The 22,647-nt window shown below is 42.3% G+C and carries 22 protein-coding genes and 5 tRNA genes; 2 read left to right on the plus strand and 25 right to left on the minus strand.

Going from position 1 to position 22,647, the window contains the following annotated elements:
* Position 1: 1 nt before the first annotated feature.
* The 11 genes from rplB to DBK98_RS02275 form a co-directional block, all read right to left on the minus strand.
* Positions 2–826 (minus strand): 50S ribosomal protein L2, encoded by an 825-nt coding sequence (gene rplB / locus DBK98_RS02225; RefSeq protein WP_005782195.1) that lies wholly within the window; start codon positions 824–826, stop codon positions 2–4.
* Positions 827–831: 5 nt separating this feature from the next.
* Positions 832–1,122 carry a 50S ribosomal protein L23 gene (rplW, locus tag DBK98_RS02230; RefSeq protein ID WP_005782193.1) on the minus strand — a complete coding sequence of 97 codons (291 nt, stop codon included), beginning with the start codon at positions 1,120–1,122 and terminating at the stop codon, positions 832–834.
* Between the two features lie 16 nt (positions 1,123–1,138).
* The gene (rplD, locus tag DBK98_RS02235) at positions 1,139–1,765 is read right to left on the minus strand and encodes a 50S ribosomal protein L4 (protein ID WP_005782191.1); all 627 of its coding nucleotides are present in this window, start codon (positions 1,763–1,765) and stop codon (positions 1,139–1,141) included.
* Positions 1,765–2,382 carry a 50S ribosomal protein L3 gene (gene rplC / locus DBK98_RS02240; RefSeq protein ID WP_005782189.1) on the minus strand — a complete coding sequence of 206 codons (618 nt, stop codon included), beginning with the start codon at positions 2,380–2,382 and terminating at the stop codon, positions 1,765–1,767. The genes rplD and rplC overlap by 1 nt, the downstream gene beginning before the upstream one ends.
* 18 nt (positions 2,383–2,400) lie before the next feature.
* Entirely contained in the window at positions 2,401–2,706 is a 306-nt protein-coding gene (rpsJ, locus tag DBK98_RS02245) for a 30S ribosomal protein S10 (RefSeq protein ID WP_005782187.1), read from the minus strand.
* Positions 2,707–2,788: 82 nt separating this feature from the next.
* Complete coding sequence (fusA, locus tag DBK98_RS02250) at positions 2,789–4,906, minus strand: elongation factor G (protein ID WP_032536180.1); 2,118 nt, start codon at positions 4,904–4,906, stop codon at positions 2,789–2,791.
* A gap of 54 nt (positions 4,907–4,960) precedes the next feature.
* Positions 4,961–5,437, minus strand: a complete 477-nt coding sequence (rpsG, locus tag DBK98_RS02255) for a 30S ribosomal protein S7 (protein WP_005782183.1) — start codon at positions 5,435–5,437, stop codon at positions 4,961–4,963.
* Between the two features lie 160 nt (positions 5,438–5,597).
* The gene (rpsL, locus tag DBK98_RS02260; RefSeq protein WP_005675419.1) at positions 5,598–5,999 is read right to left on the minus strand and encodes a 30S ribosomal protein S12; all 402 of its coding nucleotides are present in this window, start codon (positions 5,997–5,999) and stop codon (positions 5,598–5,600) included.
* 250 nt (positions 6,000–6,249) lie between these two features.
* Complete coding sequence (locus tag DBK98_RS02265; protein WP_005782180.1) at positions 6,250–6,555, minus strand: DUF3467 domain-containing protein; 306 nt, start codon at positions 6,553–6,555, stop codon at positions 6,250–6,252.
* A 338-nt stretch (positions 6,556–6,893) separates the two neighbouring features.
* On the minus strand, positions 6,894–7,154 hold the full coding sequence (locus DBK98_RS02270) for a YtxH domain-containing protein (protein WP_005782178.1): 261 nt from the start codon (positions 7,152–7,154) through the stop codon (positions 6,894–6,896).
* Between the two features lie 62 nt (positions 7,155–7,216).
* Positions 7,217–7,462 (minus strand): GlsB/YeaQ/YmgE family stress response membrane protein, encoded by a 246-nt coding sequence (locus DBK98_RS02275; RefSeq protein WP_005791529.1) that lies wholly within the window; start codon positions 7,460–7,462, stop codon positions 7,217–7,219.
* A 191-nt stretch (positions 7,463–7,653) separates the two neighbouring features.
* Between DBK98_RS02275 and DBK98_RS02280 the strand changes: the two genes are divergently transcribed.
* Entirely contained in the window at positions 7,654–8,217 is a 564-nt protein-coding gene (locus DBK98_RS02280) for a Crp/Fnr family transcriptional regulator (protein ID WP_005782174.1), read from the plus strand.
* Between the two features lie 76 nt (positions 8,218–8,293).
* Positions 8,294–9,430 carry an acyltransferase gene (locus tag DBK98_RS02285; protein WP_005782172.1) on the plus strand — a complete coding sequence of 379 codons (1,137 nt, stop codon included), beginning with the start codon at positions 8,294–8,296 and terminating at the stop codon, positions 9,428–9,430.
* 69 nt (positions 9,431–9,499) lie between these two features.
* Here the strand turns inward: DBK98_RS02285 and rpoC are convergent, their stop codons facing one another.
* The 14 genes from rpoC to DBK98_RS02355 all read right to left on the minus strand — a co-directional run bounded on the left by rpoC (position 9,500) and on the right by DBK98_RS02355 (position 22,557).
* A complete protein-coding gene (gene rpoC, locus DBK98_RS02290; protein ID WP_005811389.1) occupies positions 9,500–13,783 on the minus strand; it encodes a DNA-directed RNA polymerase subunit beta' in 4,284 nt (1,427 codons plus the stop codon).
* Positions 13,784–13,929: 146 nt separating this feature from the next.
* Positions 13,930–17,742, minus strand: coding sequence for a DNA-directed RNA polymerase subunit beta (gene rpoB / locus DBK98_RS02295; protein ID WP_005811391.1), 3,813 nt, complete (start codon positions 17,740–17,742; stop codon positions 13,930–13,932).
* 104 nt (positions 17,743–17,846) lie between these two features.
* Positions 17,847–18,221 carry a 50S ribosomal protein L7/L12 gene (rplL, locus tag DBK98_RS02300; protein ID WP_005782165.1) on the minus strand — a complete coding sequence of 125 codons (375 nt, stop codon included), beginning with the start codon at positions 18,219–18,221 and terminating at the stop codon, positions 17,847–17,849.
* 48 nt (positions 18,222–18,269) lie between these two features.
* Entirely contained in the window at positions 18,270–18,782 is a 513-nt protein-coding gene (gene rplJ / locus DBK98_RS02305) for a 50S ribosomal protein L10 (RefSeq protein ID WP_005782163.1), read from the minus strand.
* A gap of 15 nt (positions 18,783–18,797) precedes the next feature.
* Complete coding sequence (gene rplA / locus DBK98_RS02310) at positions 18,798–19,496, minus strand: 50S ribosomal protein L1 (protein WP_005782161.1); 699 nt, start codon at positions 19,494–19,496, stop codon at positions 18,798–18,800.
* A gap of 15 nt (positions 19,497–19,511) precedes the next feature.
* Positions 19,512–19,955, minus strand: a complete 444-nt coding sequence (gene rplK / locus DBK98_RS02315) for a 50S ribosomal protein L11 (RefSeq protein WP_004291286.1) — start codon at positions 19,953–19,955, stop codon at positions 19,512–19,514.
* Positions 19,956–20,015: 60 nt separating this feature from the next.
* A complete protein-coding gene (gene nusG, locus DBK98_RS02320) occupies positions 20,016–20,558 on the minus strand; it encodes a transcription termination/antitermination protein NusG (protein WP_005782159.1) in 543 nt (180 codons plus the stop codon).
* Positions 20,559–20,574: 16 nt separating this feature from the next.
* Positions 20,575–20,766 (minus strand): preprotein translocase subunit SecE, encoded by a 192-nt coding sequence (secE, locus tag DBK98_RS02325; RefSeq protein WP_005782157.1) that lies wholly within the window; start codon positions 20,764–20,766, stop codon positions 20,575–20,577.
* Between the two features lie 14 nt (positions 20,767–20,780).
* Positions 20,781–20,853: transfer RNA gene (locus tag DBK98_RS02330), tRNA-Trp, on the minus strand.
* A 53-nt stretch (positions 20,854–20,906) separates the two neighbouring features.
* Positions 20,907–22,091 carry an elongation factor Tu gene (gene tuf, locus DBK98_RS02335; RefSeq protein ID WP_005782155.1) on the minus strand — a complete coding sequence of 395 codons (1,185 nt, stop codon included), beginning with the start codon at positions 22,089–22,091 and terminating at the stop codon, positions 20,907–20,909.
* A 50-nt stretch (positions 22,092–22,141) separates the two neighbouring features.
* A tRNA-Thr gene (locus DBK98_RS02340) sits at positions 22,142–22,213 on the minus strand.
* An 11-nt stretch (positions 22,214–22,224) separates the two neighbouring features.
* Positions 22,225–22,297, minus strand: a tRNA-Gly gene (locus DBK98_RS02345).
* A gap of 32 nt (positions 22,298–22,329) precedes the next feature.
* A tRNA-Tyr gene (locus DBK98_RS02350) sits at positions 22,330–22,412 on the minus strand.
* 71 nt (positions 22,413–22,483) lie between these two features.
* Positions 22,484–22,557: transfer RNA gene (locus tag DBK98_RS02355), tRNA-Thr, on the minus strand.
* Between the last annotated feature and the right edge of the window lie 90 nt (positions 22,558–22,647).

Below are 22,647 nucleotides of genomic sequence, written 5' to 3' on the forward strand. Positions count from 1 at the left end.
ATTACTTTTTTCTTCTCTCAATAATGTACTTAGACGATTGTTTCTTCGGAGCTCTAGTCTTAAGTCCCTTAGCATACAATCCCTTACGAGATCTTGGGTGACCTCCGGAAGCACGTCCTTCACCACCACCCATCGGGTGATCAACCGGGTTCATAACAACACCACGGTTACGAGGACGACGGCCTTGCCAACGAGAGCGTCCAGCCTTACCTGAGCTTTCCAATCCATGATCTGAGTTACCAACGCTACCGATAGTAGCTTTACAAGTGCTAAGTATTTGTCTTACTTCACCTGAAGGCAATTTAATTACACAGTATTTGCCTTCTCTTGAAGTCAGCTGAGCGAAGTTTCCTGCTGATCTAACCAGAGCAGCACCCTGACCCGGACGCAATTCAATATTATGAATTACTGTACCGACCGGGATATTCTGAAGCGGAAGTGCATTACCAATCTCAGGCGCCGCATTCTCTCCGGACATCAAAGTCGCACCAACTTGCAATCCATTGGGAGCAATAATATATCTTTTTTCACCATCAGCATAAAACAACAAAGCGATACGAGCCGAACGGTTCGGATCGTATTCGATCGTTTTTACAACTGCCGGGACACCGTCTTTATTTCTTTTGAAATCGACAATTCTGATCACTTTTCTATGGCCACCACCCATGTAGCGCATTGTCATCTTACCTTCGCTGTTACGACCACCAGATGATTTTTTACCATATACAAGCGACTTTTCTGGTACTGATGCAGTAATTTCCTCGAAAGTACCAATAATCTTATGTCTTTGCCCCGGTGTAGTGGGCTTAAATTTACGTACTGCCATTTTTATTAAATATTGCTATAAAAATCAATAGTATCTCCTTCTTTCAATGTCACGATTGCTTTTTTGTAAGCATTCGTACGACCATTGATGATACCTGCTTTTGTATAACGGCTCTTATTTTTGCCAGCATACTTCACAGTATTTACATCAACTACCGTAACATTATAAAGGGCTTCAACTTCACTCTTAATTTCCAATTTATTAGCTTCAGGACGCACGATAAAGCCGAAACGATTCAGCTTATCAGTTATCGCAGTCATTTTCTCTGTCACCAACGGTTTAATAATAATTCCCATTATTTAAGCCTCCTTTTTAGATTAAGATATTGTCAATAGCCTTCAAAGAGCTTTCGGTAAGCACAACAACCCCAGCATTCAATACTCTGTAAGTATTTAATCCTGAGATAGTCTGAACGTTAGCACCTTCGATGTTACGAGCTGACAAATATACATTTTTATTTGCTTCTGGTAAAACTACAAGCAGTTTTTTGTCAGAAACTTTAAGATTTTTTGTCATTTCAACGAAAACCTTAGTCTTTGGAGCTTCAAAGTTGAAGTCTTCCACCACTACGATTGCGTTGTCTTGAGCTTTATACGACAAAGCTGACTTACGAGCCAATGTCTTAACTTTTTTATTCAGTTTGAAGTAGTAGTCTCTCGGTTTCGGACCAAATACACGTCCACCACCTACGAGCACCGGTGAATTCATGTCACCACGACGAGCACCGCCACCACCTTTCTGACGACCGATTTTACGAGTAGATCCGCTGATTTCGCTTCTCTCTTTTGACTTGTGAGTACCCTGACGCTGGTTAGCCATAAATTGCTTTACGTCCAGATAGATAGCGTGGTCATTGGGCTCAATTCCGAAGATAGATTCGTTTAACGTAACCTTTCTTCCAGTGTCTTCACCTTTAATGTTATATACGTTAACTTCCATTATTTTTCAATTAATACGATTGAACCTTTGCAACCCGGTACAGAACCCTTGATCAAAAGAAGATTGTGTTCCGCGATTACTTTTAATACCTGTAAGTTTTGAACAGTAACTCTGTCGCCACCCATTTGTCCGCCCATGCGCATTCCTTTGAATACTTTTGCAGGATACGAACATGCACCGATAGAACCCGGTTTACGGGCACGGTTGTGCTGACCGTGAGTAGATTGACCTACACCACCAAAGCCATGTCTTTTAACTACACCCTGGAAGCCTTTACCTTTAGAAGTACCAACAACGTCTACATAGTCTGCGCCGTCGAACAGTTCTACTGTAACAGTATCACCCAGATTTAACTCGTTTTCAAATTCCTTGAACTCGGCCAAGTGTCTCTTCGGTGTTACTCCAGCCTTTTTAAAGTGACCCATCAACGGTTTAGTTGTATGTTTTTCCTTTTTGTCCTGGAAACCCAACTGAACGGCTGCATAGCCATCTTTTTCTACGGTCTTTACCTGAGTAACAACACAAGGACCTGCTTCGATAACAGTGCATGGTACATTCTTACCATCGGCACTGAAAACGGATGTCATTCCGATTTTTTTTCCTAATAATCCTGGCATTTCACTAATTTTTAAATACTACACTTTAATTTCTACTTCTACACCACTCGGTAACTCCAACTTCATCAGAGCATCTACAGTCTTAGCTGTTGAGCTATAGATATCGATCAGTCTCTTGAATGAAGAAAGTTCAAACTGCTCTCTTGATTTCTTGTTAACGAAAGTAGAGCGGTTCACTGTAAAGATACGCTTGTGCGTCGGAAGGGGAATCGGTCCGCTAACAATAGCACCGGTAGCCTTCACTGTTCTAACGATCTTCTCAGCTGATTTGTCAACCAAGTTGTGATCGTAAGATTTCAGTTTAATTCTAATTTTCTGACTCATTAGTTCTTTTAATTAATAAATTTATAAATAAGATAAAGCGGCAGGCTAAGAGTCATTCGCTAGCCTGCTGCTCAAGATATTTTTAGAGTAAATCAGCACGTCCTTTTACTTCTTCCAATACTGCCTTAGCAATAGAGTTAGAAACCTGAGCGTGGTGAGAGTAAACCATTGATGAAGTTGCACGACCAGAAGTGATGGTACGCAACGCAGTTACATAACCGAACATTTCAGCCAACGGAACCATTGCTTTCACGATACGGGCTCCTGAACGGCTTGACTCCATACCTTCAACTTGGCCACGGCGTTTGTTCAAGTCACCGATAACATCACCCATGTTTTCTTCCGGAGTAACGACTTCCAGTTTCATGATAGGTTCCATCAATACAGGACCTGCCTTAGCACAAGCATTCTTATATGCCTGGATAGCACAGATTTCGAAAGACAACTGGTCAGAGTCAACCGGGTGGAATGAACCATCAACCAAAGTCACTTTCAATGAATCCAGCGGATAGCCGGCCAATACACCATTCTTCATCGCAGTCTGGAAACCTTTCTGAACTGAAGGAATGAATTCCTTAGGAATGTTACCACCCTTCACTTCATCAACGAATTGCAGGCCACCTTGAGTAAAGTCTTCATCAACCGGGCCGATGTTCACAATAATATCAGCGAACTTACCACGACCACCAGACTGTTTCTTATAGACCTCACGCAAATTAACTGTCTTCGTGATAGCTTCTTTGTAGTTAACCTGAGGTTTACCCTGGTTACATTCCACTTTAAACTCACGTTTCAGACGGTCGATGATGATATCCAAGTGAAGCTCACCCATACCGGAAATAACTGTCTGACCTGTTTGTTCGTCAGTTTTCACTGTAAATGTCGGGTCTTCTTCAGCCAATTTAGCCAAACCGTTAGACAGCTTATCCATATCTTTCTGAGTCTTAGGCTCAACTGCGATACCGATTACCGGTTCCGGGAAGTCCATTGATTCAAGAACGATCGGAGCTGTTTCATCGCACAGCGTATCACCAGTGTGAATATCTTTGAAACCTACACCGGCACCAATATCACCTGCACCGATAACTTCTACCGGGTTCTGCTTGTTTGAATGCATCTGGAACAGACGAGAAACACGTTCCTTCTTACCTGAACGAGAGTTGTAGATATAAGAACCTGCTTCAATCTTACCAGAGTATACACGGAAGAAAGTCAGACGTCCTACATACGGGTCAGTAGCGATCTTAAATGCCAAAGCTGAAGTTTTATCGTCTTCGCTCGGTTTACGATCTTCCTCAGCACCGGTATCAGGGTTTGTACCAACTACATTTTCAGTATCCAACGGAGAAGGCAAGAAAGCACAAACATAGTCAAGCAAAGTCTGTACACCTTTATTCTTGAATGAAGAACCGCACAACATCGGAACTACTGCCATCTGAACAGTTGCATTGCGAAGAGCTCTCAACACTTCTTCTTCTGTGATAGTAGAAGGATCGTCGAAATATTTCTCCATCAAAGCATCGTCAAATTCAGCAACTTTTTCAAGCATCTTATCTCTCCATTCGTTAGCTTCGTCAACGAGGTTAGCCGGGATCTCTTCCACAGTGTAGTCAGCACCCATTGTTTCATCACGCCAATAGATAGCTTTCATCTTGATCAGGTCAACCAATCCTTTGAAGCTTTCTTCTGCACCGATAGGAATAACAACCGGACACGGATTTGCACCCAAAACAGCCTTCATCTGGCGAACTACTTCAAAGAAGTCGGCACCCGAACGGTCCATTTTGTTAACGTAAGCGATACGCGGTACGTTATATTTGTCAGCCTGACGCCACACAGTCTCTGACTGAGGTTCTACACCACCTACTGCACAGTAAGCAGCGACAGCACCATCAAGAATACGAAGTGAACGTTCTACTTCAGCAGTGAAGTCAACGTGTCCCGGAGTGTCAATCAAGTTGATTTTATAAGTATCACCAGCATACTTCCAACGAGTAGTTGTAGCAGCAGAAGTGATAGTGATACCACGTTCCTGCTCCTGCTCCATCCAGTCCATTGTTGCGGCACCGTCGTGTACCTCACCGATTTTGTGAGTTAAACCGGTGTAGAACAGGATACGTTCAGAAGTTGTTGTCTTTCCGGCATCAATGTGAGCCATGATACCGATATTACGAGTCAAATGTAAATCATTCTTTGCCATTTTCTTTTTCCTTTACTTTAAGTTTTTTAATCAAATAGGTATTTCTTATAGTAATTAGAATCTGAAATGAGCAAATGCACGGTTAGCTTCAGCCATTCTGTGCATATCTTCTTTACGTTTGAAAGCACCGCCTTGTTCATTGAATGCATCCATGATTTCAGCAGCCAATTTATCAGCCATAGATTTACCACCTCTCTTACGAGCGAACAGAATCAAGTTCTTCATTGAGATTGATTCTTTACGATCCGGACGGATTTCAGTAGGAACCTGGAAAGTTGCACCACCCACACGGCGTGATTTTACTTCTACTTGAGGAGTTACGTTATCCAACGCTTTTTTCCAGATTTCAAGAGCTGATTTTTCTTCGTTAGGAAGTTTTGTTTTTACTGTTTCCAGTGCGGCGTAAAAGATTTCATAAGAAGTATTCTTCTTTCCGTCATACATCAGATGGTTTACAAATTTAGAAACCTTCTGGTCATTGAACACGGGATCCGGAAGGATTACGCGTTTTTTTGGTTTTGCTTTTCTCATTTGTTTGAAAAATAATGTTTTTGTTTTTGGTTGTCTATTTCTTGACGTCTTCAACTCCCCCTCCGGGGAATTTACTCAACCTTTTTATAGCTTATTCCAACAAACTAAAACGAAAGTTATTACTTTTAATTTAAAAAATCAAATTCGGAATCACTCCGGATTATTTCTTCTTAGCCGGTGCTGCTTGTCCCGGTTTCGGACGTTTAGCTCCATATTTAGAACGTCTCTGAGTACGTCCAGCTACACCTGCTGTATCGAGTGTACCGCGAACGATGTGGTAACGTACACCCGGAAGGTCTTTTACACGACCACCGCGAACCAGTACGATTGAGTGTTCCTGCAAGTTGTGTCCTTCTCCCGGAATGTAAGAGTTCACCTCTTTCTGGTTAGTCAAACGTACACGAGCTACTTTACGCATTGCAGAGTTCGGCTTCTTCGGAGTAGTTGTATATACTCTCACGCAAACGCCACGTCTTTGAGGACAAGAATCCAAGGCTGGAGATTTACTTTTCTCCACCAGCACTTCGCGTCCTTTTCTTACTAATTGCTGAATTGTAGGCATTTTAAATTGTTTTTTAATTTATATTATTGTTATATTAATTTCGTAACTATACATTTTGGGCTGCAAAAATACGAATAATATTTGAATAATCAATGCACTACATCTTTTTTTTAATTTTTAAGAGCTTATTTCCCGGAAATCATTTCAATGGAAAGAAATTTGGGTGTAGCCATCCGCTCGCCAAGGCTACACCTTTTCCACCGGATAGCTACACCCATTGCCTCGGATGGCTACACCCTTTCTGCTTTCTTCAAGCTTCTCCCTTTATATCCAATATAGGTGGAGTATCTTCTTCCTGCAACCGGATCGGACCAAACGCACGCTCGTATTTGGCTATATTTTCTTCAAGCGCCCGTTGTAAACGTTTAGCATGTTCGGGAGCAAGAATAACACGCGACTGCACTCCCGCTTTGGGCAATCCGGGTAATACCCGTACAAAATCGAGCACAAATTCTGAACTTGAATGAGTGATAATGGCTAAATTAGCATATGTGCCCTGTGCCACTTCTTCTTTCAATTCTATTTGCAACTGATTATCGGGATTCTGATTTTCCATACTTTAATTATTATTGATTATTCTAAATTCTTCTGGCACAAATATACAGATAATGTTTTATAGTAAAGACAAATGCCTTACACTCTTTTCAACAGAATGCAAGGCATGCAATAACAGACCATTATTAACAACTCCCCCTCTTTCTTTATCCAATACCTGAAGCCAGATCAGGAACATCCGGATTGTAAAGAAAGGAAGAACAGACTTATATAGTTCTCAAACGATATCTGAATAATTTCTGGAACAGTTATAAATCATAAACGGCGAACAATAACCTCCGTACACTTTGACAGTGCTATCTTATTCATTGTTCACCGTTCATAAACCACCACCCATTATTAAGAGTTAGATGTCAACTTATCTTTCACCTCAGTCGCTTTATCAGCCACCTTTTCGGCCACTTTAGCACCTGTCTTCACGGCCTTCTCTTTTGCTTCAACGACTGCCAATTCGGCATCTGCCTCTATTTCATGAAGAGCATTGAACACATCATTTTTCAATTTCTTAGCTTTCGCTGTGCGCGAAAAATGATAAACCAGCGCACCGATGGCAGAACCGATTCCAAGTCCCACCAGGAATTTTGCATTTCCACTTCCCATAAACTATTAATTTTTATATAACCACAATAAACAATATCATTCTATAATAAAGCTCGTTTTCCCTATCGGGAACGACTGAAAAAAGAGGCTATCCAAAGAAATAAAATGGCACCGACAACGGAAGTAATCAAACTACCGATGATTCCGGTTGCTGCCAGCCCGAGAAGGGCAAATACCCAGCCACCCAACACACCACCTATAATCCCTAACAGGAGATTGACTAAGAGGCCGAAACCTCCTCCGCGCATTATCTTACCGGCAAAATAACCGGCAAGGATACCTATCAAAATGTACCAGATAAAATTCATAATGCTTGATTTATATTGTTTTGTTATAGGAACGCTATAGGCACTGAAATGTTCGGGAGTCAAAGAAGGAATTAACGACTATTGAGAAACCTGCCTAAGCAAGCAGTACAGACAGATCGGATTTTCGGGTAACAAATTGTGGCGCTTACTAAAAAGGGGTTATCTTTGCCGAAAAGATAATCTTAGGTTCTATGAAAAATATAATTTACAACATAAAAAAGCAGTCTGAGATGTCTGATGAAACAATAGATTTACTGACGAAACAGCTGACTCCGTGCCGATTCCCTAAAAGGTATCTGCTGATACGGGAGGGAGTCTATCACAAATACGCTTATTTCATAGAAAAAGGAATCACACGGTCGTACTGGCTGGTAGACGGAAAAGAGGTTACGACTTCTTTTTCGTGTGAAGGAGATATCGTGTTCAGCATGGATGAGTTATACTACGGTAAACCCAGTGAAGAGTTTGTGGAAACACTGGAAGATGTACTGCTCTATGCCATCCCCATCAAGACACTGATCGAACTGTACGAAACAAATATAGAATTGGCTAATTGGGGAAGAGTCATTCATCAGAATAGATACCGAGAACTCCATCGCAAACATAAAGAACGGCTGACATTGTCGGCCCGAGAGAGGTATGCAAAACTTAAAGAAAGACTTCCCGATGTCTGCAGCCGGGTCAATCTGGGTTATATTGCCGCCTATCTGGGCATTACTTTGCCTACCCTGAGTAAAATAAGGGCGGAAGAGTGATTTTTAATGTAGAGCAAATGCTGACAGCAAAATAGGTTGTACATTTGTCGCTTAACACATTTAAATCAATTATATCATGGAATTAAAGAAAAGAGAGAATATAGGTTGGATTGACCTGCTGAGGGTGCTCGCCTGTTTCTTCGTTGTTTTTTCGCACTGCTGCGATGCGTTCATCGGGCAATTTGACGCCAATCGGGAGTCGTTTCTGACAGGAACATTTTTAGGTAGCTTGATGCGCCCATGTGTACCCATTTTTGTTATGATGACCGGTGTATTGCTATTTCCCGTACGAACCGACATGGGGACATTTTACAAGAAGAGGATCGGGAGACTGATTCCTCCGATAATCTTTTGGTCACTGGTCTTACCTGTACTGTATTTCGTATATCTGAACTACATCAACCCTAATACTCAAAATCCATTGATTTCCATGCCGGATCATAGTTTGGAGGCTTTGTGGATCAAACTGTATACATTTATCTTTAACTTCAATTTCGATACAGTTCCATTATGGTATCTCTATATGCTGATTGGCCTGTATTTGGTGATGCCTATTGTCAGTGGTTGGTTGGAAAAAGCGTCGAAAAAGGAACTGAAGCTATTCCTAAGCATTTGGGGCGTGAGTCTAATAGCACCTTACGTTAAAATGTTCGCTCCGATGCTGGGCTATCAAGGCAACTATGGCAATATGGGTTTATGGGGAATATGTGATTGGAATGACTACGGAACTTTCTATTATTTCTCAGGATTTATCGGCTATCTTTTACTGGCCTATTATCTTACGAGGTATCCACTAAAGTGGAGTTGGAAGAAACTCTTGGGCGTCACCATTCCGATGTTTCTGGTAGGCTATCTGATTACTTCATACGGATATGTCATCACACAGAACCACTTCCCGGGCAATTATGCCTATTTGGAAATTGTATGGTACTTTGCGGGCATCAACGTGTTTATGATGACCTTCCCAGTATTTGTAATCGTGCAGAAAATAAAGGTTCCTTCAAACCGATGGTTATCCCATATGGCATCACTCACATTCGGCATTTACCTGAGCCACTACGTATTTGTATTTGTCGCCTACGACTTGTTGGATAAGGAACAGTTACCATATATCGTACGTATCATCAGTATGGCCTGTCTCGTATTCCTGACATGCTACGCTATCGTCTGGTTAATGTCGAAAAGTAAACTAACCGATCGTTTCATACGATAACATCCTATAAAAAAGAGCAATCACCTTTACGGCAATTGCTCTTTTTCAGTTATAGTCAATTGAATTGTATTATTCTACTTCATTATAGTCAAGCACAGTCTTTTTGTTAGCCAAAATACGATCGTACTCTTCTTTAGAACCTACAATGATCTTATCAAATTCGCGCAGTCCTGTACCTGCCGGAATGAGGTGACCGCAAATTACGTTCTCCTTCATACCTTCCAATTTATCTATCTTACCGTTGATGGCAGCTTCGTTCAAGACTTTAGTTGTTTCCTGGAAGGAAGCAGCTGACATAAAGCTTGAAGTCTGCAATGCAGCACGAGTGATACCCTGAAGAATCTGAGTAGAAGTAGCGGCAACAGCATCACGCACTTCAACCGGTTTAAGGTCACGGCGTTTCAACATACTGTTTTCATCACGCAACTTACGGGCAGTAACAATCTGACCTGCTTTCAAGTTTTCAGAATCACCAGCATCTACAACTACCTTCTTACCCCAGATACGATCATTTTCTTCCATGAATTCCAGTTTATCGACAACCTGTTGTTCAAGGAAACGAGTATCGCCCGGCTCGTCAATAGTTACTTTACGCATCATCTGACGAACGATAATTTCAAAATGCTTATCATTAATCTTCACACCCTGCAAACGGTATACGTCCTGAACTTCATTCACGATATATTCCTGTACAGCCGTAGGACCTTTGATCGCCAAAATATCAGCCGGAGTGGTAGCACCATCAGACAGCGGAGTACCGGCACGAACATAATCGTTCTCCTGTACAAGAATCTGTTTAGACAGCGGAACAAGATATTTCTTCACTTCACCAGTCTTAGAAGTAACGATGATCTCACGATTACCACGTTTCACCTTACCCATAGTTACCTCACCATCTATTTCAGATACAACAGCAGGGTTCGACGGGTTACGTGCTTCAAACAACTCTGTAACACGAGGAAGACCACCGGTAATATCACCAGCCTTACCTACGGCACGCGGAATCTTAACGATTACCTCACCAGCTTTCACCTTCTGACCATTTTCGATCACAACGTGTCCACCCACAGGTAAGTTGTATGTACGAATCAAGTCACCATCTTCCGTCAAAATATGGGCAGAAGGAACTTTAGTTTTATCCTTAGATTCGATAATGATAATTTCACGAAGTCCGGTTGCTTCATCCGACTCAATCTTATAAGTAACGTTTTCAATAACGCCCTCGAATTCGATCTTACCAGTAGCCTCCGTAATGATAACAGCGTTGAACGGGTCCCACTTCGCAATCAGTTTACCTTTTTCTACTATTTCACCATCGGCTACATAAAGTGTAGAACCGTAAGGAACGTTGTGTGTAGAAAGTACAATACCCGTATTGACGTCGATGAAACGAACTTCAGCCAAACGGCCTACTACCACTTTGGCAGCTTCACCTGTTTCGTCGACAATATCTACCGTACGAAGTTCTTCGAATTCCAAACGAGCATTGTTCTTGGCAACGATACTTGCATTAGCTGCGATATTGGCAGCCGTACCACCGGCATGGAATGTACGCAGTGTCAACTGTGTACCCGGTTCACCAATAGACTGGGCAGCAATTACACCGACAGCCTCACCTTTCTGAACCATATGGTTCGTGGCCAGGTTACGGCCGTAACATTTCGCGCAAACTCCCTTCTTCGATTCGCAAGTCAATACCGAACGGATTTCAACACTTTCGATCGGAGACTCCTGTATCTTCTTAGCGATATCTTCTGTAATTTCTTCACCACCAGCAACCAACAGTTCTCCGGTCTGGGGATGTATGATATCATGTACGGATACACGACCAAGGATGCGTTCGTACAAGGTAGCGATAACTTCATCGTTGTTCTTAAGGTCTGTACAAACCAATCCGCGGAGCGTACCGCAATCCTCTTCATTAATAATAACATCATGCGAAACGTCTACCAGACGACGAGTCAGATATCCGGCATCGGCAGTCTTCAATGCGGTATCGGCCAAACCTTTACGGGCACCGTGGGTAGAGATAAAATACTCCAATACGGAAAGTCCTTCTTTAAAGTTCGACAAAATCGGGTTTTCGATGATCTGGCCACCTTCGGCACCTGCTTTCTGCGGCTTAGCCATCAAACCACGCATACCGGAAAGCTGACGAATCTGCTCTTTAGAACCACGGGCACCGGAATCAAGCATCATGTACACAGAATTGAAACCCTGATCATCAGAAGAAATAGTCTTCATCAAAATGTTAGACAACTCAGAGTTAACATGTGTCCAGATATCAATCACCTGATTGTAACGTTCGTTATTGGTAATGAAACCCATGTTATAGTTATTGATCACTTGCTCAACTTCATCGTAACCTCTCTGAACAAGTGTCTCTTTCTCTTCTGGAATGATAATATCACCCAAGTTGAATGACAGACCGCCTTGGAAGGCCATCTTGTAACCCAAATTCTTGATTCCGTCAAGGAAATCAGCAGTTTTAGCAACACCGCAAGCCTTGATTACGGCACTAATAATGTCACGCAGCGACTTCTTAGAGATAATAGTATTGATATATCCTACTTCAGGCGGAACGATCTCGTTCACGATTACACGACCTACTGAAGTTTCACGCATTACATCAACAATGTTTCCATTTTCGTCAAGGTCTTTCACAATAACCTTCACCGGAGCATGGATATCTACCTTGCCTTCATTATAAGCGATCAATGCTTCTTCCGGACCATAGAATGTAAGCCCTTCACCTTTCGCGCCTTTACGGAGCTTAGTAATATAATACAGACCAAGCACCATATCCTGTGAAGGAACAGTAATAGGAGCACCATTAGCAGGATTCAGAATATTGTGAGAAGCCAACATCAACATTTGGGCTTCAAGCACTGCTTCGTTACTCAAAGGCAAGTGAACCGCCATTTGGTCACCGTCAAAGTCGGCATTAAACGCTGTACATGCCAATGGGTGTAACTGGATAGCTTTACCCTCGATCATCTTGGGTTGGAAAGCCTGGATACCCAAACGGTGAAGTGTCGGAGCACGGTTCAGCAATACCGGATGACCTTTCATTACGTGTTCAAGGATATCCCAAATCACCGGCTCCTTACGGTCTACAATTTTCTTAGCAGACTTCACAGTCTTTACGATACCGCGCTCAATCAGTTTACGAATAATGAACGGTTTGTACAACTCGGCAGCCATCAGCTTAGGAATACCACACTCGTGCATTCTCAATTCCGGACCAACAACAATTACCGAACGAGCTGAATAGTCAACACGTTTACCCAGCAAGTTCTGACGGAAACGTCCTTGCTTACCTTTCAAACTGTCTGACAATGATTTCAACGGACGGTTGGCATCAGTCTTAACTGCACTTGACTTACGTGAGTTATCAAACAATGAATCGACAGATTCCTGGAGCATACGTTTCTCGTTGCGGAGAATCACTTCAGGAGCTTTAATTTCAATCAAACGTTTCAAACGGTTGTTACGGATAATCACACGACGATAAAGGTCATTCAAATCGGATGTAGCAAAACGACCACCATCCAACGGAACCAATGGACGAAGTTCAGGCGGGATCACCGGTACAATTCGTACGATCATCCATTCCGGCTTGTTGCGTCCGCGTGATGCACGGAACGACTCTACCACCTGAAGACGTTTCAGAGCCTCGTTCTTACGTTGTTGCGAAGCATCATTGCCGGCGCGGTGGCGCAGTTCGTATGACAACGCATCAAGATCAAGACGTGCAAGCAAATCATAGATCGCTTCGGCACCCATCTTAGCGATGAACTTGTTAGGATCCGTATCTTCCAGATACTGGTTGTCTTTGGGAAGAGTATCAAGAATATCGAGATATTCTTCTTCCGATAGCAAATCGAATTCGGCAATGCCGTCTTCAGCTTTCACACCTGGCTGAATGACAACATAACGTTCGTAGTAAATGATAGAATCAAGTTTCTTAGTGGGAAGACCCAGTAAGTAACCGATCTTATTGGGCAGCGAACGGAAATACCAGATGTGAGCCACAGGCACAACAAGCTGAATATGTCCCATACGTTCGCGACGTACTTTCTTTTCAGTAACTTCTACACCACAACGGTCGCAGACAATACCTTTATAACGGATACGTTTGTATTTACCGCAATGGCATTCGTAGTCTTTGATCGGGCCGAAGATACGTTCGCAGAACAAACCGTCACGCTCGGGTTTGTACGTACGATAGTTGATGGTTTCAGGCTTTAATACTTCACCACTCGAATTCTCAAGGATTTCTTCCGGAGAAGCCAAACCGATAGAGATTTTCGAGAAATTGCTCTTGATCTTATTTTCTTTTCTAAAAGCCATACTTTTATAATTATATAATATGCTAATTAACTAAATAATGTGCCGATTGGCTAATGCCAATGTGCCAATAAGAAAACATACTAATTATGAAATGCCACAGCCAATGTACCTTGATCGGTACATTGGCATATTGGCACATTAGTTCATTATTCCAAATTGATGCTCAGCCCCAATCCTCTTAACTCGTGCAACAACACGTTCAAAGATTCAGGGATACCCGGCTGCGGCATAGGTTCGCCCTTCACAATCGCTTCATAAGCTTTAGAACGTCCTACAACATCATCCGACTTAATTGTCAAGATTTCCTGGAGAATATGTGATGCACCGAAGCCTTCGAGTGCCCAAACCTCCATCTCTCCGAAACGCTGACCACCAAATTGAGCTTTACCACCAAGAGGTTGCTGAGTAATCAATGAGTATGGACCGATAGAACGTGCGTGCATCTTGTCTTCAACCATGTGACCGAGTTTCAACATATAAGTAACACCTACAGTTGCTGGTTGGTCAAAGCGTTCTCCTGTACCACCGTCGCAAAGATAAGTCTTGCAATAGCGAGGCAAGCCAGCTTTATCTGTCCATTCGTTCAAGTCGTCAAGAGTTGCACCATCAAAAATCGGTGTAGCGAACTTCACACCCAAATTCTTTCCGGCACGTCCGAGGACAGCCTCAAAAATCTGACCAATGTTCATACGTGAAGGCACACCCAACGGGTTCAATACAATATCCACCGGAGTACCATCTTCCAGGAATGGCATATCTTCCTGGCGAACAACACGTGACACGATACCTTTATTACCGTGACGACCTGCCATCTTATCACCTACACCAATCTTACGTTTCTTAGCAATATATACTTTCGCCATCTGGATGATTCCTGCAGGCAGTTCATCACCAATTGTAATAGCAAACTTCTTACGTTTCAGTTCTGCATCGAGCTCTTTGTACTTCTTGATGAAGTTCAGGATCAAATCACGAATCATACCGTTCGCATGATCATCATTAGTCCAGTCGCTCAACTGTATTGCGGTGAAATCAAGTGAATCGAAATCTGATGCACTGAACTTAGAACCTTTGGCAATAACTTCGGCGCCCAGATAGTCTTTCACGCCTTGAGATACTTTACCTTCAGTCAATGCCATCAGTTTCTTCACCAGAATGCGTTTCAAGTCTGCTACCTTAGATTCAAATTCATCATCAATCTTTGGAAGCAATGCCTTATCGGCCAACTTAGAACTACGGTTTTTAATGACACGAGAGAATAACTTCTTGTCAATGATCACACCCTTCAATGAAGGGGATGCTTTCAAAGAAGCGTCTTTCACATCACCCGCTTTATCTCCAAAAATGGCACGAAGCAATTTTTCTTCCGGAGAAGGATCAGATTCACCTTTCGGAGTGATCTTGCCAATTAGGATATCACCCGGCTGAATGCGTGCACCAACACGTACAATACCGTTCTCATCAAGATCCTTAGTGGCTTCTTCACTAACATTAGGGATATCGGAAGTCAACTCTTCCATACCACGCTTGGTTTCACGAACTTCGAGTGAATACTCTTCTACGTGAACTGAAGTCAGCAAGTCCTCGCGAACTACACGTTCGTTCAACACGATAGCATCCTCATAGTTATAACCTTTCCAAGGCATGTAGGCTACAAGCAGGTTCTTCCCCAAAGCAAGCTCACCATTCTCGGTAGAATAACCTTCTGTCAAAATCTGACCTTTTGTCACACGATCACCTTTATTGCAGATCGGACGAAGGTCAATAGTCATATTTTGGTTCGTTTTGCGGAACTTCGGAATCCTGTATTCTTTCAATGCAGGTTCGAAGCTTACAAACTCTTCATCTTCAGTACGATCGTACAGAATACGAATAGTAGTAGCATCAACAAAATCAATTACACCATCACCTTCAGCAGCAATCTGAGTACGTGAATCACGCACCAACTGGCGCTCGATACCTGTACCTACGATCGGGGCTTCGCTTCTCAACAACGGAACTGCCTGGCGCATCATGTTCGATCCCATCAAAGCACGGTTAGCGTCATCATGTTCAAGAAATGGGATCAAAGATGCAGCAATAGAAGCAATCTGCTGAGGAGCAACGTCCATCAACTCTACTTCTGAAGGTTCTACAACCGGATAATCGGCATCCTGACGAGACTTAACCTTATTGCGAATAAATGTTCCATCATCATTCAGCGGAGCATTACCCTGTGCAATGATCTTGGCTTCTTCTTCTTCAGCTGTCAGGTAGACAAGTCCGTTTTCAGAAAGGTCTACTTTACCATTATCTACTTTACGGTAAGGAGTTTCAATGAAACCAAGGTCATTGATCTTAGCAAACACGCAAAGTGATGAAATCAAACCGATGTTCGGACCTTCCGGTGTCTCAATCGGACAAAGACGTCCATAGTGCGTATAGTGAACGTCACGAACCTCAAATCCGGCACGTTCACGAGACAGACCACCAGGACCAAGGGCAGACATACGGCGCTTGTGAGTAATCTCAGCCAACGGGTTTGTCTGGTCCATAAACTGAGACAATGCATTAGTTCCGAAGAACGAATTGATCACTGAAGAAATAGTCTTTGCGTTGATCAAATCAATCGGAGTAAACACCTCGTTATCACGAACGTTCATACGTTCACGAATAGTACGCGACATACGTGCCAAACCGACAGCAAACTGGTTAGACAGCTGCTCGCCTACAGTACGTACACGACGGTTACTTAAGTGGTCAATATCATCCACATCTGCTTTAGAGTTAATCAACTCAATCAGATATTTAATGATCTCAATAATATCTTCTTTGGTGAGGACACGCACATCCATGTCTGTCGTCAAATTCAACTTTTTGTTGATTCTGTAACGACCTACATCACCAAGATCATACCGCTTTTCAGAAAAGAACAGGTTATTGATAACCTCACGGGCACTGGCATCATCAGCCGGATCTGCATTACGCAATTGGCGATAGATATACAGCACAGCTTCCTTTTCCGAGTTACTCGGATCTTTCTGAAGGGTATTATATATAATAGAGTAGTCGGACTGATTCGGCTCTTCCTTATGAATAAGGATGTTTTGAACGCCCGAGTCAATTATTTCATCTATATGTTCCGGTTCGATCACTGTTTCACGGTCGATAATGACTTCATTACGCTCGATAGAAACAACTTCACCGGTATCTTCATCAACGAAATCTTCAATCCAGGTTTTCAAGACACGTGCAGCCAATTTACGACCTACTACCTTCTTGAGATTTGTTTTGTTAACCTTTACATCTTCAGCCAAGTTAAAAATCTCAAGAATGTCTTTATCATTCTCAAAGCCAATAGCTCTTAACAGCGTAGTAACAGGTAACTTCTTCTTACGATCGATATAAGCATACATCACATTGTTGATGTCGGTAGCAAACTCAATCCATGATCCCTTGAACGGGATGATACGGGCCGAGTACAATTTTGTACCATTGGCATGTACACTCTGACCGAAGAATACGCCCGGAGAACGGTGAAGCTGCGACACAACTACACGCTCAGCACCATTGATGACGAAAGTTGCCTTATCAGTCATGTAAGGGATAGGACCAAGGAACACATCCTGAATCACTGTATCGAAATCCTCATGATCGGGGTCTGTACAGTAAAGCTTGAGTTTCGCTTTCAATGGGACACTATATGTAAGCCCACGCTCTATACAATCATCAATGGTATAGCGCGGCGGATCAATATAATAGTCCAGAAACTCAAGAACAAAATTGTTTCTTGTGTCGGCAATTGGGAAGTTTTCGGCAAATACTTTATACAATCCCTCTTTTTTACGCTTCTCAGGTGGGGTATCTAGTTGTAGAAAGTCTTGGAATGACTTCAATTGTACTTCCAGGAAATCCGGATATTCAAGCGGATTCTTAGTCGAAGCAAAATTAACTCTTTGATTTACAGTATTTGAAGACATCTGTCAATGAATTTGGAGAACTTAATTTTAAATATATACACAAAAAGGTTAAGAATCCTCTTGTGAAGGATTCTTAACCGAATTACCTGATTACCAGGCTAATGTTATTTAAGTTCAACTTCAGCTCCAGCTTCTTCCAATGTTTTCTTCAATGATTCTGCTTCGTCTTTAGCCAAACCTTCTTTTACTACACTAGGAGCACCGTCTACCATGTCCTTAGCTTCTTTCAAGCCAAGACCACAAGCTTCTTTAACGGCTTTAACAACCTGAAGTTTAGCTGCACCAGCGCTCTTCAATACTACATCGAAAGAAGACTTTTCTTCTGCGGCAGCAGCACCAGCTGCAGGACCAGCAGCAACAGCTACAGCTGCAGCAGCAGGTTCAATACCATATTCTTCTTTAAGGATAGTTGCAAGTTCATTAACTTCTTTTACTGTCAAGTTAACTAATTGTTCTGCAAAAGCTTTCAAATCTGCCATTTTTTGTATGATTTTAATGTTTAATTTACTAAATAAAATGTGTTATAATTATCTTTCACCAAGAGTTTTGAGAACTCCGTGAAGGGTGTTGCCACCTGATTGAAGAGCAGAAATAACATTCTTGGCCGGTGATTGCAACAGGGCAACGATATCGGCAATAACTTCATTTTTACTCTTAATAGCTACGAGAGCATCCAACTGGTCAGCACCAACATAGAAGCTTTCTTCTGCATATGCAGCTTTCAGTCCCGGAATGCCATCTTTAGATTTATCTTTGATCAGTTTTGCAGGTGCGTTTGCAACGTTGCAGAACATCACAGCTGTCGTACCTTTCAAAGAACCATAAAGAGGAGAGAAATCACCTTCAATGCTTTCAAGCGCTTTGTGGAGGAGTGTGTTCTTAACTACCATCAATTTGATGTCAGCCTTGAAACAAGCTCTTCTCAATTCACTTGTTGCAGCAGCGTTCATAGCTGTTGTATCTACCAAATAGAAGTGACCATATTCCTGTACTGTAGCAGCAATCTGCTCAATAATCGTATTTTTATCTTCCTTTCTCATTGTTACTCTGTTTTATTAGATTTCCTCTACTGATTTCGGGTCAATTTTGATACCCGCACTCATTGTACTAGAAAGATAAATACTCTTAATATATGTACCCTTGGCTGCAGTCGGTTTCAACTTGTTCAATGTAGAGATAAATTCTTTTGCATTATCGCGAATCTGCTCTGCAGTGAATGAAACCTTACCAATTGAAGTATGAACAATACCGCTCTTATCAACTTTGAAGTCGATCTTACCTTGTTTTACTTCTCTTACAGCTTTAGCAACATCCATAGTTACGGTACCACTCTTCGGGTTAGGCATCAATCCACGAGGACCAAGCACACGACCGAGTGCACCAATTTTACCCATGATAGATGGCATAGTGATAATCACATCAATATCAGTCCATCCACCTTTGATCTTTTCAATATATTCGTCAAGACCAACATAGTCAGCACCAGCTTCTTTTGCAGCAGCTTCAGCATCCGGTGTACAAAGTACCAACACACGTACTTGCTTTCCAGTTCCATGAGGAAGTGAAACAACACCTCTCACCATTTGGTTTGCTTTACGTGGATCAACACCTAAACGTACATCAATATCTAATGAAGCATCAAACTTAGTAAAAGTGATTTCCTTTACCAAAGATGCAGCTTCTTTCAGTGAGTATGCTTTCCCTGCTTCAATTTTTCCTGCAGCTAACTTTTGATTTTTTGTCAGTTTACCCATTACAATTGAAGTTTATTAATTATTAACCGGGAACTCCCCTTTTACAGCGATACCCATACTTCTAGCTGTACCTGCAACCATTTTCATGGCAGCTTCCACAGTAAAACAGTTCAAGTCAACCATTTTGTCCTGAGCAATCGTACGAACCTGTTCCCAAGTGATCTCGGCAACTTTCTTACGGTTAGGCTCAGCAGAACCACTCTTTACCTTAGCCACTTCAAGCAACTGAATGGCAACGGGAGGAGTCTTGATTACAAAATCGAAAGACTTATCTGCGTAGTAAGTAATGATAACAGGCAAAATCTTACCTGCCTTGTCTTGGGTTCTGGCGTTGAATTGCTTGCAAAACTCCATGATGTTGATTCCCTTAGAACCTAATGCAGGTCCAACGGGAGGTGATGGGTTTGCCGCGCCTCCTTTAATCTGTAATTTGATTAGTCCAGCAACTTCTTTAGCCATTTTTTTATTGATTTATATATAACATTAAACGAAGGACAACTACAGCGTAACAATTCTGCGTTATTCCTTTTCCACTTGCATAAAGCCTAATTCAAGCGGTGTTTTACGCCCGAATATCTTTACCATGACCTTTAGTTTCTTCTTTTCACTATTCACTTCTTCAATGATACCACTGAATCCGCTAAAAGGACCAAAAGTAACCTTTACAGTTTCACCTACAATATACGGAACATTTAAGTCTTCACCCGTTTCTTGCAATTCGTCCACTGTACCAAGTATACGATTCACTTCCGACTGTCTGAGGGGAACCGGTTTATCGGAACCTCCCAAGAAACCTATCACATTAGGAGTATTTCTCAGATGGTGAGAAACCTCACCAACCAAAGCAGCCTCCACCAAAACGTAACCAGGAAGATAACTTCTTTCTTTCACAATTTTTTTACCATTGCGAACCTGGTATACCTTTTCGGTAGGAATCAATACCTGAGACACATATTCGCCAAGGTCGCTGTTTTTAATATCAGCTTCAAGATACTCTTTTACCTTAGCTTCTTTTCCGCTAATAGCACGCAAAACGTACCATTTCTTTTCAATCTCAGACATCGTAATTCCTCTTTTTTTAATGTGGATAAATTATTTTTTCCATAAAATTCTGGAAACAGAAGTCCATCGCGAACACTACCAATGCAATAAGCAGGGAAGCATATAAAACAACTACCGCACTGTTAGTTAGTTCTGAATACGTAGGCCACGACACTTTATGAACAAGTTCGTCGTAAGATTCTTTAATATAAGCTACTACTTTTTTCATTTCATAAATATTAGCACGGGAGGAGAGGCTCGAACTCCCGACACCCGGTTTTGGAGACCGGTGCTCTACCAACTGAGCTACTCCCGTTTGTACATAATCAGTTCCCGATAATACTACCGGGAACTGATTAATATTTAATTTTAGTCGATAATTTCAGTAATCTGACCAGCACCTACTGTACGACCACCCTCGCGGATAGCGAAACGAAGACCGATGTTCAATGCAACCGGGTAGATCAACTCTACAGTGATAGTTACATTATCACCCGGCATCACCATTTCAGTTCCTTCCGGAAGAGTGATTTCACCTGTACAGTCCATAGTACGCAGATAGAACTGAGGACGGTATTTGTTGTGGAATGGAGTGTGACGACCACCTTCTTCTTTCTTCAGGATATAGACCTCAGCTTTAAACTTAGAGTGAGGTTTGATCTGACCTGGTTTACAAAGAACCATACCACGTTTGATTTCGTTCTTGTCAACACCACGAAGCAACAGACCTACGTTGTCACCAGCCTCACCCTGATCCAGAAGTTTGCGGAACATTTCAACACCTGTTACAACTGATTTCTTATCTTCACCCAAACCAAGGATTTCGATTTCATCACCTACGTGGATAACACCAGTTTCGATACGACCTGTAGCTACAGTACCACGACCTGTGATAGAGAACACGTCTTCTACCGGCATCAAGAAAGGTTTATCAACATCGCGCGGAGGCAACGGAATCCAAGTATCAACAGCTTCCATCAACTCCATTACTTTGTCTTCCCATTTTTCTACACCGTTCAATGCACCAAGAGCAGAACCCTGAATGATCGGAGTATTGTCACCGTCGAAATCATAGAAAGAAAGAAGTTCTCTCATTTCCATTTCAACCAGTTCCAACATTTCAGCATCTTCAACCATATCGCACTTGTTCATGAATACAACCAGCTTCGGAACGTTTACCTGACGAGCCAAAAGGATGTGCTCACGAGTCTGAGGCATCGGACCATCAGTAGCAGCAACTACGATGATAGCACCGTCCATCTGAGCAGCACCAGTAACCATGTTCTTTACGTAGTCAGCGTGACCCGGACAGTCAACGTGTGCGTAGTGACGGTTAGCTGTTTCGTACTCAACGTGTGAAGTATTGATAGTAATACCTCTTTCCTTTTCTTCAGGAGCGTTGTCGATAGAATCGAAAGAGCGGAGTTCAGAAAGACCTTTTTTTGCCAACACTGTAGTGATAGCAGCAGTCAAAGTGGTTTTACCGTGGTCAACGTGACCGATTGTACCAATGTTTACGTGCGGTTTGGTACGTTCAAATTTCTCTTTAGCCATAGCTTTACTTGTTATTTATTTGATTAATAATCAGCATTTACATCTTACAGAGCTGTTACCGGGATTTGAACCCGGGACCTCTTCCTTACCAAGGAAGTGCTCTACCACTGAGCTATAACAGCGAAATAGAGAGAGCGGAAGACGGGGCTCAAACCCGCGACCCTCAGCTTGGAAGGCTAATGCTCTATCAACTGAGCTACTTCCGCAATTTGCCAAAGTTTTCACTCTGTCTTCTCCGTGGGCAAAGATGGATTCGAACCACCGAAGGCGTAAGCCAGCAGATTTACAGTCTGCCCCATTTGGCCACTCTGGTATTTGCCCTTCATTACAGAAATCGAATTTCGAAGTAAGCGTAAGAACGCCCAAACTTTTTCTATTCTGATTTATTCTTGAGCCTCTTGTCGGATTCGAACCAACGACCCCGAGATTACAAATCACGTGCTCTGGCCAACTGAGCTAAAGAGGCGTTTTTACTTAAAAAATGCAACCGTCACGTCCTAACGCGAGCGAAACGGCTGCAAATTTAGTTATTTATTTCTTTCCCGCAAAATATTTG

The organism is Bacteroides sp. PHL 2737 (assembly GCF_004115325.2).
Lineage (GTDB): Bacteria > Bacteroidota > Bacteroidia > Bacteroidales > Bacteroidaceae > Bacteroides > Bacteroides hominis.

Bases quoted from the DNA above. Each gene is read 5' to 3' on its own strand.
- DBK98_RS02275 (WP_005791529.1), bottom strand. From the start codon at position 7,462: ATGAATTTTATCTGGTACATTTTGATAGGTATCCTTGCCGGTTATTTT.
- rplD (WP_005782191.1), bottom strand. From the start codon at position 1,765: ATGGAAGTTAACGTATATAACATTAAAGGTGAAGACACTGGAAGAAAG.
- secE (WP_005782157.1), bottom strand. From the start codon at position 20,766: ATGAAAAAAGTAGTAGCTTATATTAAAGAATCTTACGACGAACTTGTT.
- rplL (WP_005782165.1), bottom strand. From the start codon at position 18,221: ATGGCAGATTTGAAAGCTTTTGCAGAACAATTAGTTAACTTGACAGTA.
- DBK98_RS02270 (WP_005782178.1), bottom strand. From the start codon at position 7,154: ATGGGAAGTGGAAATGCAAAATTCCTGGTGGGACTTGGAATCGGTTCT.
- nusG (WP_005782159.1), bottom strand. From the start codon at position 20,558: ATGTCTGAGATTGAAAAGAAATGGTACGTTTTGCGTGCTATTAGCGGA.
- DBK98_RS02265 (WP_005782180.1), bottom strand. From the start codon at position 6,555: ATGGAAAATCAGAATCCCGATAATCAGTTGCAAATAGAATTGAAAGAA.
- rplA (WP_005782161.1), bottom strand. From the start codon at position 19,496: ATGGGTAAACTGACAAAAAATCAAAAGTTAGCTGCAGGAAAAATTGAA.
- rplC (WP_005782189.1), bottom strand. From the start codon at position 2,382: ATGCCAGGATTATTAGGAAAAAAAATCGGAATGACATCCGTTTTCAGT.
- rplK (WP_004291286.1), bottom strand. From the start codon at position 19,955: ATGGCTAAAGAAGTTGCTGGACTAATCAAATTACAGATTAAAGGAGGC.
- rplJ (WP_005782163.1), bottom strand. From the start codon at position 18,782: ATGAGAAAGGAAGATAAAAATACGATTATTGAGCAGATTGCTGCTACA.
- rpoC (WP_005811389.1), bottom strand. From the start codon at position 13,783: ATGGCTTTTAGAAAAGAAAATAAGATCAAGAGCAATTTCTCGAAAATC.
- rplW (WP_005782193.1), bottom strand. From the start codon at position 1,122: ATGGGAATTATTATTAAACCGTTGGTGACAGAGAAAATGACTGCGATA.
- rpsG (WP_005782183.1), bottom strand. From the start codon at position 5,437: ATGAGAAAAGCAAAACCAAAAAAACGCGTAATCCTTCCGGATCCCGTG.
- rpoB (WP_005811391.1), bottom strand. From the start codon at position 17,742: ATGTCTTCAAATACTGTAAATCAAAGAGTTAATTTTGCTTCGACTAAG.
- DBK98_RS02280 (WP_005782174.1), top strand. From the start codon at position 7,654: ATGAAAAATATAATTTACAACATAAAAAAGCAGTCTGAGATGTCTGAT.
- rpsJ (WP_005782187.1), bottom strand. From the start codon at position 2,706: ATGAGTCAGAAAATTAGAATTAAACTGAAATCTTACGATCACAACTTG.
- fusA (WP_032536180.1), bottom strand. From the start codon at position 4,906: ATGGCAAAGAATGATTTACATTTGACTCGTAATATCGGTATCATGGCT.
- rpsL (WP_005675419.1), bottom strand. From the start codon at position 5,999: ATGCCTACAATTCAGCAATTAGTAAGAAAAGGACGCGAAGTGCTGGTG.
- rplB (WP_005782195.1), bottom strand. From the start codon at position 826: ATGGCAGTACGTAAATTTAAGCCCACTACACCGGGGCAAAGACATAAG.
- tuf (WP_005782155.1), bottom strand. From the start codon at position 22,091: ATGGCTAAAGAGAAATTTGAACGTACCAAACCGCACGTAAACATTGGT.
- DBK98_RS02285 (WP_005782172.1), top strand. From the start codon at position 8,294: ATGGAATTAAAGAAAAGAGAGAATATAGGTTGGATTGACCTGCTGAGG.